Origin of the sequence: Roseibium sp. MMSF_3247 (assembly GCF_030733765.1) — a bacterium.
In the GTDB taxonomy this organism is placed as follows: domain Bacteria; phylum Pseudomonadota; class Alphaproteobacteria; order Rhizobiales; family Stappiaceae; genus Roseibium.
The window spans coordinates 326305-339860 of record NZ_JASHII010000005.1 but is presented as its reverse complement, the minus strand read 5'-3'; the positions used below and the strand labels follow the sequence as shown (position 1 = coordinate 339860).

At 55.2% G+C, this 13556-nt stretch carries 10 protein-coding genes and 1 tRNA gene; 7 read left to right on the top strand and 4 right to left on the bottom strand.

Annotation, left to right across the window (positions count from 1 at the left end; translation table 11 throughout):
* Positions 1–93 precede the first annotated feature (93 nt).
* Positions 94–618 carry a flavodoxin domain-containing protein gene (locus tag RBB44_RS18285; RefSeq protein ID WP_306149039.1) on the top strand — a complete coding sequence of 175 codons (525 nt, stop codon included), beginning with the start codon at positions 94–96 and terminating at the stop codon, positions 616–618.
* 53 nt (positions 619–671) lie between these two features.
* Here the strand turns inward: RBB44_RS18285 and RBB44_RS18280 are convergent.
* Positions 672–747, bottom strand: a tRNA-Lys gene (locus tag RBB44_RS18280).
* 609 nt (positions 748–1356) lie between these two features.
* On the opposite strand from RBB44_RS18280, the gene RBB44_RS18275 reads away from it, so the two are divergent.
* Both RBB44_RS18275 and ilvN read left to right on the top strand, forming a co-directional pair.
* Positions 1357–3132: an acetolactate synthase 3 large subunit gene (locus RBB44_RS18275; protein WP_209174177.1), complete on the top strand. Its 1776-nt coding sequence runs from the start codon at positions 1357–1359 to the stop codon at positions 3130–3132.
* A 27-nt stretch (positions 3133–3159) separates the two neighbouring features.
* Complete coding sequence (ilvN, locus tag RBB44_RS18270) at positions 3160–3732, top strand: acetolactate synthase small subunit (RefSeq protein ID WP_008189543.1); 573 nt, start codon at positions 3160–3162, stop codon at positions 3730–3732.
* A 114-nt stretch (positions 3733–3846) separates the two neighbouring features.
* On the opposite strand, the gene RBB44_RS18265 is transcribed toward ilvN, so the two are convergent.
* A complete protein-coding gene (locus RBB44_RS18265) occupies positions 3847–6381 on the bottom strand; it encodes an EAL domain-containing protein (protein ID WP_306149038.1) in 2535 nt (844 codons plus the stop codon).
* 372 nt (positions 6382–6753) lie between these two features.
* On the opposite strand from RBB44_RS18265, the gene serA reads away from it, so the two are divergent.
* From serA to RBB44_RS18250, 3 genes are all read left to right on the top strand, one after another.
* Positions 6754–7998, top strand: a complete 1245-nt coding sequence (gene serA / locus RBB44_RS18260; RefSeq protein WP_306149037.1) for a phosphoglycerate dehydrogenase — start codon at positions 6754–6756, stop codon at positions 7996–7998.
* 143 nt (positions 7999–8141) lie between these two features.
* Entirely contained in the window at positions 8142–8597 is a 456-nt protein-coding gene (locus RBB44_RS18255) for a thiol-disulfide oxidoreductase DCC family protein (RefSeq protein WP_306149036.1), read from the top strand.
* Positions 8587–10263: an SDR family oxidoreductase gene (locus tag RBB44_RS18250; protein WP_306149035.1), complete on the top strand. Its 1677-nt coding sequence runs from the start codon at positions 8587–8589 to the stop codon at positions 10261–10263. The genes RBB44_RS18255 and RBB44_RS18250 overlap by 11 nt, the downstream gene beginning before the upstream one ends.
* Before the next feature lie 42 nt (positions 10264–10305).
* Here RBB44_RS18250 and RBB44_RS18245 read toward each other — a convergent pair whose 3' ends face one another.
* Both RBB44_RS18245 and RBB44_RS18240 read right to left on the bottom strand, forming a co-directional pair.
* Positions 10306–10926: a DUF1826 domain-containing protein gene (locus tag RBB44_RS18245; protein WP_306149034.1), complete on the bottom strand. Its 621-nt coding sequence runs from the start codon at positions 10924–10926 to the stop codon at positions 10306–10308.
* Positions 10923–12137 (bottom strand): GTP-binding protein, encoded by a 1215-nt coding sequence (locus RBB44_RS18240; protein WP_306149033.1) that lies wholly within the window; start codon positions 12135–12137, stop codon positions 10923–10925. Before RBB44_RS18240 ends, RBB44_RS18245 begins: the two co-directional genes overlap by 4 nt.
* A gap of 298 nt (positions 12138–12435) precedes the next feature.
* Between RBB44_RS18240 and RBB44_RS18235 the strand changes: the two genes are divergently transcribed.
* Positions 12436–13542, top strand: coding sequence for a hypothetical protein (locus tag RBB44_RS18235; RefSeq protein ID WP_306149032.1), 1107 nt, complete (start codon positions 12436–12438; stop codon positions 13540–13542).
* The last annotated feature ends 14 nt before the right edge of the window (positions 13543–13556 follow it).

The following is a 13556-nucleotide window of genomic DNA, read 5'->3' as shown; positions in this document are numbered from 1 at the left end:
CCGGGGATCAAAAAAGCACGTGAAAATGCGGACGAACGGCAGAACCCCGCTGTGCTAGCGTTACATCATCGAGTGAAAGCGATGGGGGCAACTATGAACTTTCTGATTGTCTATGCAAGCACCGAGGGGCAAACAAACAAGATTGCCAAATTCATGGCCGGAATACTGACCAATGCTGGTCACCAGGTCCGGTTCCACAATGTCAGCGATGTTTCTGACGGGCTCGCAATCACAGACTATGACCACGTGATCGTCGCAGGGTCTGTGCACTCTGGAAAGCACCAACCAGATCTTCAGCTTTTCGTTTACGCAAACCGGGAACGGTTAAACAAATTGCCAAGTCTACTTGTGTCCGTGAGCCTTGCGGCAGCATTTCCAGACACGCAGAGCGAAGCTCAAGGATATGTCGACACCTTCCTGGAGGCCACGGAGTGGCAGCCGACGCATACGCTCCTGACCGCCGGCGCAATCAAACCGGGGATTTACGACTGGTTTCAAAAATCGGCCTTGCTGGAAGGGGATCTCGCTGCTCATGTTGATGAAGATCTTCAAGACACGCGCGAATTCACAGACTGGGATGCATTGAAGCAAAAAACAGCTGGACTCACCGCCACTTGACGCGACAACAGGTTAAACCAGCGCAATCTGTTTCAGTCATTATAGAAGAAATTTGGTGGGTGAGTGGGGGCTCGAACCCCAGACCCGCTGATTAAGAGTCAGCTGCTCTACCAACTGAGCTACACACCCAATGCTGTGGCGATGCCCAAGGGCCTTCGCCGATTGCGGGGATATATAGTCGCCGCCATCCGGCTGCAATGGCTCTGTGACACTTTTTTTGTCACGCCGCTCAGCCGTTTCCACAGCTTCGGTTCAGCCACGTGATACCCCAACTATGCGCTGGCCTGACCACTGGATGTTGGAAATTTTCAAAAACATTGCCGATCTTATGCGCAACAAATGAATTTTTGGCTTGACCCCTCCCCCCGGTCTCACTAGGGTGCGGCGCATCAAATCGGGCCGGAAGAGCCGGTTTGTGCGTTGGCTGAATGCAGCTCAACTCGTGGGAACGCCGCACCTTCTTCCAAACGGTCTTGTTATCAAAGACCTGCAGCATCAAAGGACCGGAACGACATGATGATGTCGCTCATTCTAGTAGTGGTGGAAAAGCGCGCCCTGGCGGGATAACCCCGACCGGCATATTGGCGCGCGACCAAGGCTCCCTCAGGGGCCTTTTTTTGTATCCGCCGCCTGAAACGCTTCTTCTTCCGGACTTTGATGCCGCAGCAACAGGGCCAAAACCAAACTTGAGAGCCAATAGCCTGACCCATCAGGCGAACATGCAAGGACGTGAGACGAATGACACGGGAAATGACCGGCGCTGAAATGGTTATCCAGGCGCTGAAGGACCAGGGAGTTGACACAATCTTCGGCTACCCGGGTGGTGCTGTGCTTCCCATCTATGACGAGATCATTCAGCAGGACGGCCTTGAGCACATTCTGGTGCGCCATGAACAAGGGGCTGGCCATGCTGCGGAAGGTTATGCGCGCTCTACCGGCAAACCCGGCGTTGCCCTGGTCACATCCGGGCCCGGCGCAACCAACATGGTCACCGCCCTTACGGACGCCATGCTGGACAGCATTCCGCTGGTCTGCATCTCCGGCCAGGTTCCGACCCACTTGATCGGCAACGACGCTTTCCAGGAATGCGATACGGTCGGCATCACCCGCCCCTGCACCAAGCACAACTGGCTGGTCCGCAATGTCGACGACCTGCCACGCATCCTGCATGAGGCCTTTTATGTCGCGACCTCCGGTCGTCCGGGCCCGGTTGTTGTCGACATTCCGAAGGACGTCCAGTTCGCAACCGGCACCTATCAGGGGCCGACCCCGAACCCGGCTGCAGCCCACAAGAGTTACCGGCCGCAGGTCAAGGGCGACGCAGCGTCGATCCGGATGGCAGCCGAAATGATGGCAGCGGCCAAGCGGCCAATCCTTTACACGGGCGGCGGTGTCATCAACTCCGGCCCGCAAGCCACACAGCTTTTGCGCGAGCTTGTGTCCCTGACCGGCTTCCCGATCACCTCAACCCTGATGGGTCTCGGCGCCTATCCGGCTTCCGGTGACAACTGGCTGGGCATGCTCGGCATGCACGGAACCTACGAAGCCAACATGGCGATGCATGATTGCGATCTGATGATCAACATCGGTGCGCGCTTTGACGACCGGATCACTGGTCGGACCGACGCGTTCTCGCCGGGCTCCAAGAAAATCCATATCGACATCGATCCATCCTCCATCAACAAGACGATCAATGTCGACCTGCCGATCATTGGCGACGTCGGCCATGTTCTGGAGGATCTGGTCCGGATATGGCGGTCTTCATCCATGAAGGCAGATGCGGCAGCTATGAAAGACTGGTGGTCGCAGATCGATACCTGGCGTGCACGCAATTCTCTTGCCTACAAGCCAAACAGCGATGTCATCATGCCGCAATACGCCATTCAGCGGCTGTATGAGCTGACCAAGCACCGTAAGACCTTCGTCTCAACGGAAGTCGGTCAGCACCAGATGTGGGCGGCGCAGTTCTATGGCTTTGAAGAGCCGAATCGGTGGTTGACCTCCGGCGGCCTCGGAACTATGGGCTATGGCCTGCCCGCTGCGATCGGCGCGCAAGTCGCACACCGCGACGCCTTGTGTGTCGATATCGCAGGCGATGCATCGATCCTGATGAATATCCAGGAAATGTCGACGGCCGTACAATACCGGTTGCCGGTCAAGGTGTTCATTTTGAACAACCAGTACATGGGCATGGTCCGCCAGTGGCAGCAGCTCCTGCATGGCAATCGCCTGTCTCATTCCTATACCGAGAGCCTGCCGGATTTCGTCAAGCTGGCCGAAGCCTATGGCGGGGTTGGTTTCCGGGTGGAAAAACCGGGAGATCTGGACGGTGCCATTGAGGAGATGATCGCAGTCGACAGACCGGTTCTGTTTGACTGCCGGGTTGCGGCACTCGCCAACTGCTTCCCGATGATCCCGTCAGGCAAGGCTCACAACGAAATGCTGCTCCCGGACGAGGCCAATGACGAGGCCGTTGCCAACGCGATTTCCGCTGAAGGCAAATCCCTCGTTTAAGGCCAGGTCACAAGGATTTTTGAGAAGATGAACGCACAAAACGTCAATGCACCTTCCGCCTATTTCCTGGCCGAAGTCAGCAATGAAATCGAAACCCATACCCTATCGCTGATCGTTGACAACGAACCGGGCGTGCTTGCCCGCGTGATCGGCTTGTTTTCCGGGCGCGGTTACAACATCGACAGCCTGACCGTGTCAGAAACAGAGCACGAGAAACACTTGTCCCGGATCACGATCGTGACGACCGGTACACCGATGATTATCGAGCAGATCCGCCATCAGCTTGACCGCCTTGTGCCTGTGCACCGTGTCACCGACCTGACCGTTCGGGCCCGCCGGCTCAACCAGGACAAACCGCTGGAGCGCGAACTGGCACTGATCAAGGTTGTCGGCGACGGAGACAAGCGCTTGGAAGCTCTGCGTTTGGCAGATGCATTCAAGGCAACGGTCATTGATGCAACGACCGAACATTTCGTTTTTGAAATCACCGGCCGGACATCCAAGATCGAGCAGTTCATCTCGATCATGAAACCGCTTGGACTGGTCGAGGTCTCCCGCACCGGTGTCGCTGCTGTTCAGCGGGGATCAGAGGGCCTCTAAAAAGAGTTCTTCGGAAAAAAACATTGGCCCCGGTGACTGCGCCGGGGCCTTTTTATTTGGCTGCGTCTCATCCAAATCCGTCAGGCTGGTTCAAAACGCCAAGTTTCTCAGATACTATCTCGCGACCGGAAGACCTGTCATGACATCCGGATCGTCTTGCTGCGCCTCAAGGAGAGCGACCAAGTCGGAAAACGGCATCGGTTTGGCAAAATAGTAGCCCTGCAGACGATCGCAGCCGAGCTTGGACAGAAGATCTGCCTCTTCCTTGGTCTCGACCCCTTCCGCTGTGACGCCAAGTTCCAGTGCCTGCGCAATCTCGATGATCGAGCGCAGCAAACGCAATCCACCGCTGCCGGCTGTCACCAGGGGCGCCAAACGGCGATCAATCTTGAGCCGGTCCGGGTTGATCCGCTGCAGTGCGACCACCGATGCCCGGCCACTGCCAAAATCATCGACTTCTATGGAAATCCCCATGCCGCGAAGCTCATCCAGCCGCTGCAAGAACGCATCATCCTGTTCTTCTAAAAAGATCGTCTCAAGCAGCTCAAAACTTATCTGCCCTGGATAGGCCTGGATTTGTCGTTGAAGATCCTCAAGATCAGTCAGATTGACCCTGTCTTCACTGACATTGAACGACAACCCGATGGAGCCTGATGCGGCGGCGGGCAATTTTCGGCATTGATCAATCGCCTTTTCAAACATCTGCTGATCGATTTCGCCCGCAACACTGAGATCTGTGGCGATGGGCAGGAAGTCTGCCGGCGCAAGAATTCCCTTTTCAGGGTGACGCCATCGGGCCAGAACTTCAATTCCGACGATCTGGCCGGATTTTGCTTCCACTTGCGGCTGGTAGTAAGGCTCGAATTCCTTCTCCTCGATCGCACGCAGAATATCATCTGCAAGCGCTTTCGCCTGGCGGACGTCCTCCAGATCCGAGCGGTCATAAATCTCAATACGCCCACGGCCACGATGTTTCGCTTTGTAAAGCGCCACATCAGAATTGGTCAGGAGGTTTTCAACTTCAGAAAGCGGTGTCTCGGCGATCCCTATCGAGGCGCCCACGCGGCACTCCTTGTCATGCGTGCGTACGGGGCGCGACAAATCCTTCAAAAGCGTTTTGGCGAGATCTCCCGGCCGGTCCAAGTTATTTGACAGTGGAGCCAAAACGACAAACTCGTCTCCGCCGATCCGGGCAACAGCCTCGCCAGGTTCCAAAACAAGCCGGATACGGTTCGCCGCCTCGACCAGCACATCGTCACCAGCCCGATGGCCCATCGTATCGTTGATCTGTTTGAACCGGTCCAGATCGATATGAAGCGCCGCGATTTCGCCGCCAACAACCTGACGCCGCTCTATGAATTCCTCCAGCGTTTTCGCCAGGTACCTGCGATTGCCCAGGCCGGTCAGATCATCGTGAAGCGCCATGTGGGTAATTTCGGCATTGGCCTTCTTCAGTTCTTCAGAATTCCTCTCGAGCGCCCGGCGCTGACGGACCAGCTCGGTCGTATCGATCCGCAAGATGACCAAATCGCCGTTTTCAACCCGTGACCGCAACAAGCGATGATGCACATCACCCGGCAACTCCAAGTCCTGAACCGGTTTGTTTACGTCCTGAGTCTGATGCGCATCAGACATCCATTCCTTTTCTCTGCCAATTGCGTTGGCAATTTTCCCTGCTCTAACGGCGACCCGGGCAACTTCGGTGCGATGCATTCCGGCTTTCAGATCCTCAGGGTCATTCGACATCGACGCCCGATACGCATCGTTGCAAACCACAAGGCAATCATCCGCATCGTAGATAACAAAAGGTGCCGGATAAGCATTCAGTGCGGCAATCAACCGGGCTTGCGCCTCTTCGGCAGCCCTTTTTTCACGAACAAGTTCAGTCGAGTTCAATCGGATAACGACGTAGTCGCCATTGGGCGCGCGTGATCGCAAAAGGCGATGATGAACATCCCCGTCCAGCTCCACGTCCTGCGCCGGCATCTCCAGCGTATCTGGAGACAGGATTTCATTGATCCATTCGTCTTCCCGGCCAACTGCAACGGGATATCGTCCATGCTGGATTGCAAGGCGCAGCACCTCTTTGAGATGCATTCCCTCAATCAGCTCGTCCGGTGTATCGGTTACGGAGGCTGCATAGCCGTTGTTGCGGTAGACAAGCTTCAAATCAGAATCGTAGATAACGATCGGATCCGGATAAGCATTGAGCGCGCTCAAGATCCGCTGATGTGCATCTTTAAGCACCGCCAGATCTTCATCCGCACTATCAATCTCCGGGCTGCGCTCCGTCGCTTTGGCCGCAACCAATGCGCCAGAGATGTCTCTATAAGTCACACAGCTGTAAAGCTCGCCTGTGGCTTCATCTTGATACGTAAAACCAGACGCGCTCACAAAAAACGTCGAGCCGTCCTCCTTGGACAGCTCTGCAGTTTCGCGGATTCTTCCGGATGGGCACTGGAGAAGCTGCCTATGAACGCCTGCAAACGGAAATGTATTCTCGAAAGTCCGATCTCTCTGGCCTCCGAACAACACATCAAATGCATGATTGGTGTAGGCGACTTGCAAGACCTTGCCGTCCGGCCCTGATTGGCAGACAGCAACAGCATCGGCTGTCAGATCAAGAAACGATTTTTTGAGTAATTCCAATCCAGCACTCGCCTTCGGAAGCATCTCTTTTGTTTTATGAAACACCCGTTAGTCAAGAATGAATGGAAGTAAACAAAAATCCAGTTCTTTCCAGAAAAATATACTTACTATTGTAAAATATAACCATGCCGCAGGTGCAAAAAATAATAACATCCAAACGAACGGCAATGGCAAAGGCCTGTTCTACGGAAGGTGCCGATTAAAGTGAGAGACTGTTTCATCTTCAAAGCGCACAGCTCGAAGAGCGCTTAAGGACCCATTTGTGCCATCGCGACCTAGACGCGACACGGATCTGCGCGTATACGACACCGGCGTTTTTGCGGCGCACCTGCCGCAGCTGATACACCTGTCAAGAATAGAGGCTCTAGGCCCATGATCCACGGTCTGTCCCGGCCGAAGAACCAGATCCGCTGGCTGCTGCTGGAAGGTATTTCGCCGACCGCGCACGCGATTCTGGAGAAAAACGGTTACACGAATGTGGAAGTCCTGTCCGGCGCGCTGGAAAAGGACGCCCTGATCGAGAAGATGCAGGACGTGCAGATGCTCGGCATCCGCTCCCGGACACAAGTAACGGAAGAGGTTCTGGAAGCGGCAAAGTCGCTGGTCGCTGTCGGCTGTTTTTCTGTCGGCACCAACCAGGTCGACCTCGGCGGCACGCTAACCCGTGGCATCCCGGTCTTCAACGCACCGTTTTCCAACACACGGTCCGTGGCTGAGCTGACCATTGCCGAAATCGTCATGTTGATGCGCGGTGTTTTCCCGAAATCGAGCGGCGCTCACGAAGGCCGCTGGATGAAGACGGCTGCTGGCTCTCATGAGGTGCGCGGCAAGACCCTCGGCATCATCGGCTACGGCAACATCGGCACGCAGCTGTCCAATCTCGCAGAAGCGATGGGCCTGCGGGTGATCTATTACGATACCATCGACAAGCTGCAGCACGGCAACGTCATGCCGGCCGACAGCATGGACGCACTCCTCGCTGAGTCCGACGTCGTCTCACTGCACGTGCCCGACACGCCGGGCACCCGGGACATGTTCGGCGCAGATCAGATCGCCAAGATGAAAAAGGGCGCGTTCCTGATCAACAATGCCCGCGGCAAGGTCGTCGACATTGATGCGCTCGCAGCAGCCCTGAAATCCGGTCATTTGGCCGGTGCTGCAGTCGATGTCTTCCCGGTTGAGCCGAAGTCCAACAAGGACGAGTTCATCTCGCCGCTGCGCGGTCTCGACAACGTGATCCTGACCCCGCATGTCGGCGGCTCAACGGAAGAGGCTCAGGCCCGCATCGGTGAGGAAGTCTCCAAGCGTCTGGTGGAATACTCAGACGTTGGCTCTACGATCGGCGCAGTGTCCTTTCCCCAGGTTCAGCTGCCAAAGGGCACGGATGCGACCCGCTTCATTCAGGTGCACCACAATGCGCCCGGCGCGATGCGCACATTGAACGATCTCTTCACCCGGCACGACCTCAACATCCATGCCCAGTACATGCAATCGCATCTGGACATTGGTTATGTGGTTCTTGATGTCGACAGCCCGGTTCAGGATCCGGTCAAGATCTTGGAAGAAATCCGGGCCTTGCCAAACACCATCCGGGCCCGCCTGCTCAACCGGGTTTGAGCCGAAAGAGCATCTCACACAGACATTAGAAGCCCCGCAACTTGCGGGGCTTTCTTCATCATGCATTGCTGCGACAAATTGCGGATCTCCAATCGGCCATTCAGGTGGTAATTTGAGACCAACAACACGTTGTCGGGGCAATCATGAAACACCATTGCCACACCGCCGGACAGAACAGCCTGCCCAGATTGCCTGTACGCACCGATCTCCCATCAAACCTGATCGTGTTTGACGCGACCTGTCTAATGTGTTCTGGCTTTGCCCGTTTTGTGGCTCTGCGCGATAATAAAACAGAATTCAAATTTGCATCCGTACAATCCGAACTTGGTAGAGAACTCTATGCTATTCACGGTCTCGATCCGGATCAAATGGAGACAAGTATTGTCATTCACGATGGCCGGGCTTTTGTGAAGATGGCAGCTTTTTGTCAAGCAATGTCAGCCCTTGGTTGGCCTTGGCGACTGTTTAAGGCCCTAAAACTTCTTCCGCGTCCATTCGCCGACTGGTTTTATGACCGTATTGCCCGAAACCGCTACCGAGCGGGCCGTCGCAGTTGTCCGCTTCCCTCCGATGCTTTGAGAAACCGTCTTGTTGACTGATCAATGCGCTTTAAAACGCATCATCGTTCTCGGCGGTTATGGTGTTTTCGGCGGTCTGTTAAGCCAGGCATTGCTCCGTGACAACCAATTTGACGTGGTTGTGGCAGGTCGGACGATTGAAAAAGCCCAAGCGTTTTGCACCTCGATCGGAGGTGGATCACCTGCTTTTCTGGATCGGGCCGATCCCGCTTTTGGGGATGCGCTTGCGAAATTGGGACCATTTATTACGATCGACGCGGCCGGCCCCTTCCAGCTGTACGGACAAAACCCTTACCAAGTGGCAGAAGCCGCGCTGGAAATTGGCAGTCATTATCTGGATCTCTCTGACGATCCCTGCTTTACGCACGGTATCACCACACTCAATGATCGGGCTGAAACACTCGGATTGGTAGCGCTTTCTGGGGTTTCAAGTGTACCTGCACTATCGTCGGCTGCGGTTGAAACCCTCCAAGAGGGCTTTCGGGAAATTGATCTAATCGAAACAACAATCCTTCCAGGCAACAGGGCACCCCGCGGGCTTTCTGTCATTCGGGCCATACTTAGCCAGATCGGAAAACCGGTCATGGTCACCCGAGGCGGACGATCTACCTATGTCACCGGATGGTCCGGGCTTGAAAAACGAAAAATCACATCAACCTCCACAGCGGATCTCGGACATCGGTTGTCGAGCTTCATCGGCTCGCCGGATCTGGCCCTCTTTCCGAAACAGTATGGGGCCGACTCTGTATTGTTCCGCGCGGGGCTTGAACTTCCCGTCCTCCATATTGGGCTATACCTACTATCCTTTCTCGTGCGCCTGAGACTTGTGAAAACTCTGGAACCAACCTCGAAGATTTTCCAAACGATTGCTGGCTGGTTCGGGCCGTTCGGTTCAGACCGTGGCGGAATGCAGGTATTGCTGCAAGGACCGGGTAAAGACGGCAACAACTTGGAAAGAACCTGGAGCCTGATTGCTGAAGCCGGCGATGGCCCCCACATTCCTGCGGTGGCGGCGAATATCCTCTGCAAGAAATTGGCAGCTAAGTCCGTTGCGCCTGGTGCCCGGGCCTGCCTTGGCGAGTTCACCCTCAAGGACATAGACACTGCAACGGCGCATCTCAGTGTTGCTACCAGCATTCAAACTCAGACTTGGAAGCCTCTTTTTGAACAGGCAATTGGTGCCTTGTTTTGGACGCTTCCCAAAGAAGTCAGAGAATTGCACCGTACCTCCGACCAACGCAATTGGGTCGGCAAAGCTGAAATCACACGCGGTGGATCATGGCTGGTTCCAGCGATCTGCGGGATTGCAGGTTTTCCAAAGGAAGCAGCGCAACGTCCTATCGCCGTGACAATAACAGCGTGCGGCGACAAGGAAGTTTGGTGCCGGGACTTTGGCGGACGTGTAATGCGATCCGTTCTGAGTCTGGCGCAAGATCCGGGCGACGGTATTGTAACGGAGCGTTTTGGAGCGGCGGCTTTTGATATTGGGCTGGAAATAGCGAACGGTGCCTTGATGTTCCCTGTTTCCAAGGGCCGGTTGTTCGGAATTCCCATCCCAAAGTGGCTTCTTCCGATCAGCGAAACACAAGAAACTTCGGAAGACAATCGCTTCTGTTTTGATGTCAAAGTATCGATACCGTTGATTGGGCCGATTGTCCGGTATCGAGGGTGGCTTGAGCCCGGATAAGACAAAAAGAGATAAAGCCCCGCAGTTTGCGGGGCTTTGCATTCAAGCAACAGGATCGATGACCAGCAGCAATCGCGGACCGTCTTCCGGTGTAACCTCCGGCGAGCGGTGCAAGATGCCGGTGGTCTCATCAGTATTCCAGAGCGCGCCGCGAAAGAGAGCGACAGCGCCGCGTTTCACCCGGCGGATGCGCTTGGGATCCGCTTCAGAGCCCAAGGGAACATATTCGCTCCCCGCTCCGCGATAGGTACAGAGCAAACGTGCTGGCACCCGGTCGATGTGAAACTTTGGACACATCACCTCATCGGCCACATCCAACCGCACCCGAACGTGATCAACGTCAAGGATCTTGGCCATCATGACCGCAAGGGCGCCAATATCACTCGCCAGAACATCCCGGTTTGGACCTGCGTCGAGACCTGATGTTTCACACGCGGTGATCACGGCCGCTTCGGCCAGATGAACCGGAACAACGGTTCGAAGGTCCGGCAACCGGTCCATATCAAGATCATCCATCCACGACTGGAAACCCGGCTCCGGTATGCGCTGCCAAATTGCAGCCGCAACACCTGGCGATGCAATTTCGGTCAGGATGTCCGCATCCCGCCCCATGAAGACGTCGGCTGCAACTGGACCTGCTGAAGTTTCAAGTGCAAGGCTCATTCGGCAGCCTCCCGGCGTTGGAAGGGCGGGAATGGGTCGGCAAGGGATGCAAAAACCGACAAGTCGTCCCCGGCCTCCGGCGGGATCAGACACGCATCCATCCGCTCCCGCAGCTCGGGCCAATCAATACCTGCGCCTATGATGACGATTTCCTGGCGGCGGTCACCAAATGGCTCAGACCAGTGGGACCGGGCATAGGCCTTAACGCGCTCGTCCTGCGGCCATTGCGACGGCGGAACAGAGGCCCACCAGGTTCCAAGCGGGCTGATGCTGGACAGCGCGCCAGCGAGCGAAAACTCCAGCACATAATCCGGGCGGCTTGCGATCCAGAAATGCCCCTTTGCGCGGATAACCCCCGGCAAAGATCCGTTCAAAAGCGCGTGGATTTTGGCAGGATCAAACGGTCGGCGAGCGCGGTAGACATAAGAGGCAACGCCATACTCCTCCGTTTCCGGAACATGGTCCGCAAACCCATAAAGTTCTTTGGCCCACATTGGGTGCTCATGGGCCTTTTCGAAATCGAACAGCCCCGTGTTCAGGATTTCGGAAGGCTCCACAACGGAATAGTCGGTCTCGATTATGCGCGCGTCCGCATTGAGGCTGCGGATGATCTTCCGTGCCGCATCCACCTGCCCCGCATTCGCTGCACTCACCTTGTTGAGCACCACGACATCGGCGAACTCGATCTGATCGGTGAGGAGATGCACGAGTGTCCGCTCGTCTTCTTCTCCCAGCGTCTCACCCCGGTCACTCAGGAAATCATGGCTGGAGAAGTCCTTCAAAAGGTTCACCGCATCGACAACGGTGACCATCGTGTCGATCCGCGCAACGTCGGAAAGGCTCTCGCCCTCCTCATCCCGGAAGTCAAAGGTTGCCGCCACTGGCAACGGCTCCGAAATGCCGGTCGATTCAATTAACAGATAGTCGAACCGACGCTCTTCCGCGATCCGGCGCACTTCCTTCAAGAGGTCGTCACGAAGGGTGCAGCAGATGCAGCCATTCGACATTTCGACCAGTGTCTCATCGGTGTGGCTGAGTTCCGCACCGCCGGACCGCACCAAATCCGCGTCAATGTTCACTTCGGACATGTCGTTCACGATGACGGCGACCTTCAAACCGTCGCGGTTGTTGAGAACGCGGTTCAGCAAGGTTGTTTTGCCGGCGCCCAGAAAGCCGGACAGGATCGTTACGGGCAAACGGATGGCAGACATGGGCTCTCCATTATGTATCGCCAATATGTAATGTTATTACGTTACAAATGACATACACGCCCGATGCTGGGGTTGGCAACCTCAGGCTCGCATTTCAGGTTGGATATCAAACGCAACTGAAAACCATCTGGGTTGACGTTGCTCTTTCCGCGCAATCCAGAGAACTGCTAAGCCAACAGATTTAGCGGGTCCCTGAGCTGAATTTCTAAACTATGTTTAATTTGTAGATGGTCGCCCCAATGCACACCTTTCCAGTCAGACGGAGACAGATCCGTTAAACAAGAAACGGGAGAGCGTTATGGCCCTGGCAATGGATTGGCCACAGACAGAAGTGCATGAAGGCTCAGTCAACTCTGCAACTATACTGCCTTTTGAGACGGACGACCTCTCCCCGCAAAACCCCACACAGTCTCTCACGCGATATCAGTACTTCTTTGTTCCTTCGCACCAGAAGGAGGAAGATGATACGGAATACGTAACCAAACCGGGAGCATTTCTACGGCTCGGATCCTATTCGGACATCGAGGAAGAAAGCGCACAGTCGGATAACGGAGTGGCGGCGTATTACCCATCCCGTCACATTGCGAGTGAAGCGGGCGATCGCATCTACAAGAATGCAGCCGGTCCAAGGGCGGCACAGAGCTGTGGCATCACAATGGCTTGCGACGGTCGGGTCTTGATCAAGTCCGATGAGAAGTTTTTTGTCGAAACAACCGATCTGGTGGACATCCATTGCGGGAAAGAGATTGTCATCACCGCGGATACAGGCCCGATCACCGCTGAAACCGGCGATCAATTCTCCGTCGCTGCCAACAAGAAGGTGAGCCTTCACTCGGGCGCTTCTACCAGTGACAACTTTGTCCCGTCCGACAAAAACACCTCGGGCGAAAAAGGCGTCGAAATCATAGCAAACGAGGGGAACGCAAACGCCTTCCTGGAAGCCAAAGACATTGTCACACACGCGCATGGAGCCAAAACAACCCATGTCGATGGAACGCAAACCAATGTCGTCCGATCCGATACATTGAACGACACGTGGGGCAACGCCAGAACGATCTTTCGCGGGAGCAACATGTCCCTTTATTTCGCCGGGGGGCTCAGCTACCGCGCAAGTGCCTCCCTCAATATTTCGACATCGATCGATCTGAACTTTCTGATGACGGATTTCAAATTTGCAATCGGCAAGTTTGAAATGGTGAAATGGCACGTCGATATGAAGGAGGTGGTTTTCAAGACCGCTTCGATCAAAACGCACTTGGCCTATTTGATGCTGGAAAGACAACGCCTTTCTGTAGAAAGCAACGAACTGAGGCTTGATACTGATGACCTCAGCGTCAAAGCAAAAAAAATCGAGACTGAGTTGGCCAATCTAAAAACTTCTATATCTACCCACGTTCAGCTCTGACAGCGAAGCTTCGG

Coding starts and splice junctions, on each gene's coding strand:
- RBB44_RS18240 (WP_306149033.1), bottom strand. CDS start 12,137: ATGTCTGCCATCCGTTTGCCCGTAACGATCCTGTCCGGCTTTCTGGGC.
- serA (WP_306149037.1), top strand. CDS start 6,754: ATGATCCACGGTCTGTCCCGGCCGAAGAACCAGATCCGCTGGCTGCTG.
- RBB44_RS18275 (WP_209174177.1), top strand. CDS start 1,357: ATGACACGGGAAATGACCGGCGCTGAAATGGTTATCCAGGCGCTGAAG.
- RBB44_RS18245 (WP_306149034.1), bottom strand. CDS start 10,926: ATGAGCCTTGCACTTGAAACTTCAGCAGGTCCAGTTGCAGCCGACGTC.
- RBB44_RS18255 (WP_306149036.1), top strand. CDS start 8,142: ATGAAACACCATTGCCACACCGCCGGACAGAACAGCCTGCCCAGATTG.
- RBB44_RS18285 (WP_306149039.1), top strand. CDS start 94: ATGAACTTTCTGATTGTCTATGCAAGCACCGAGGGGCAAACAAACAAG.
- ilvN (WP_008189543.1), top strand. CDS start 3,160: ATGAACGCACAAAACGTCAATGCACCTTCCGCCTATTTCCTGGCCGAA.
- RBB44_RS18235 (WP_306149032.1), top strand. CDS start 12,436: ATGGCCCTGGCAATGGATTGGCCACAGACAGAAGTGCATGAAGGCTCA.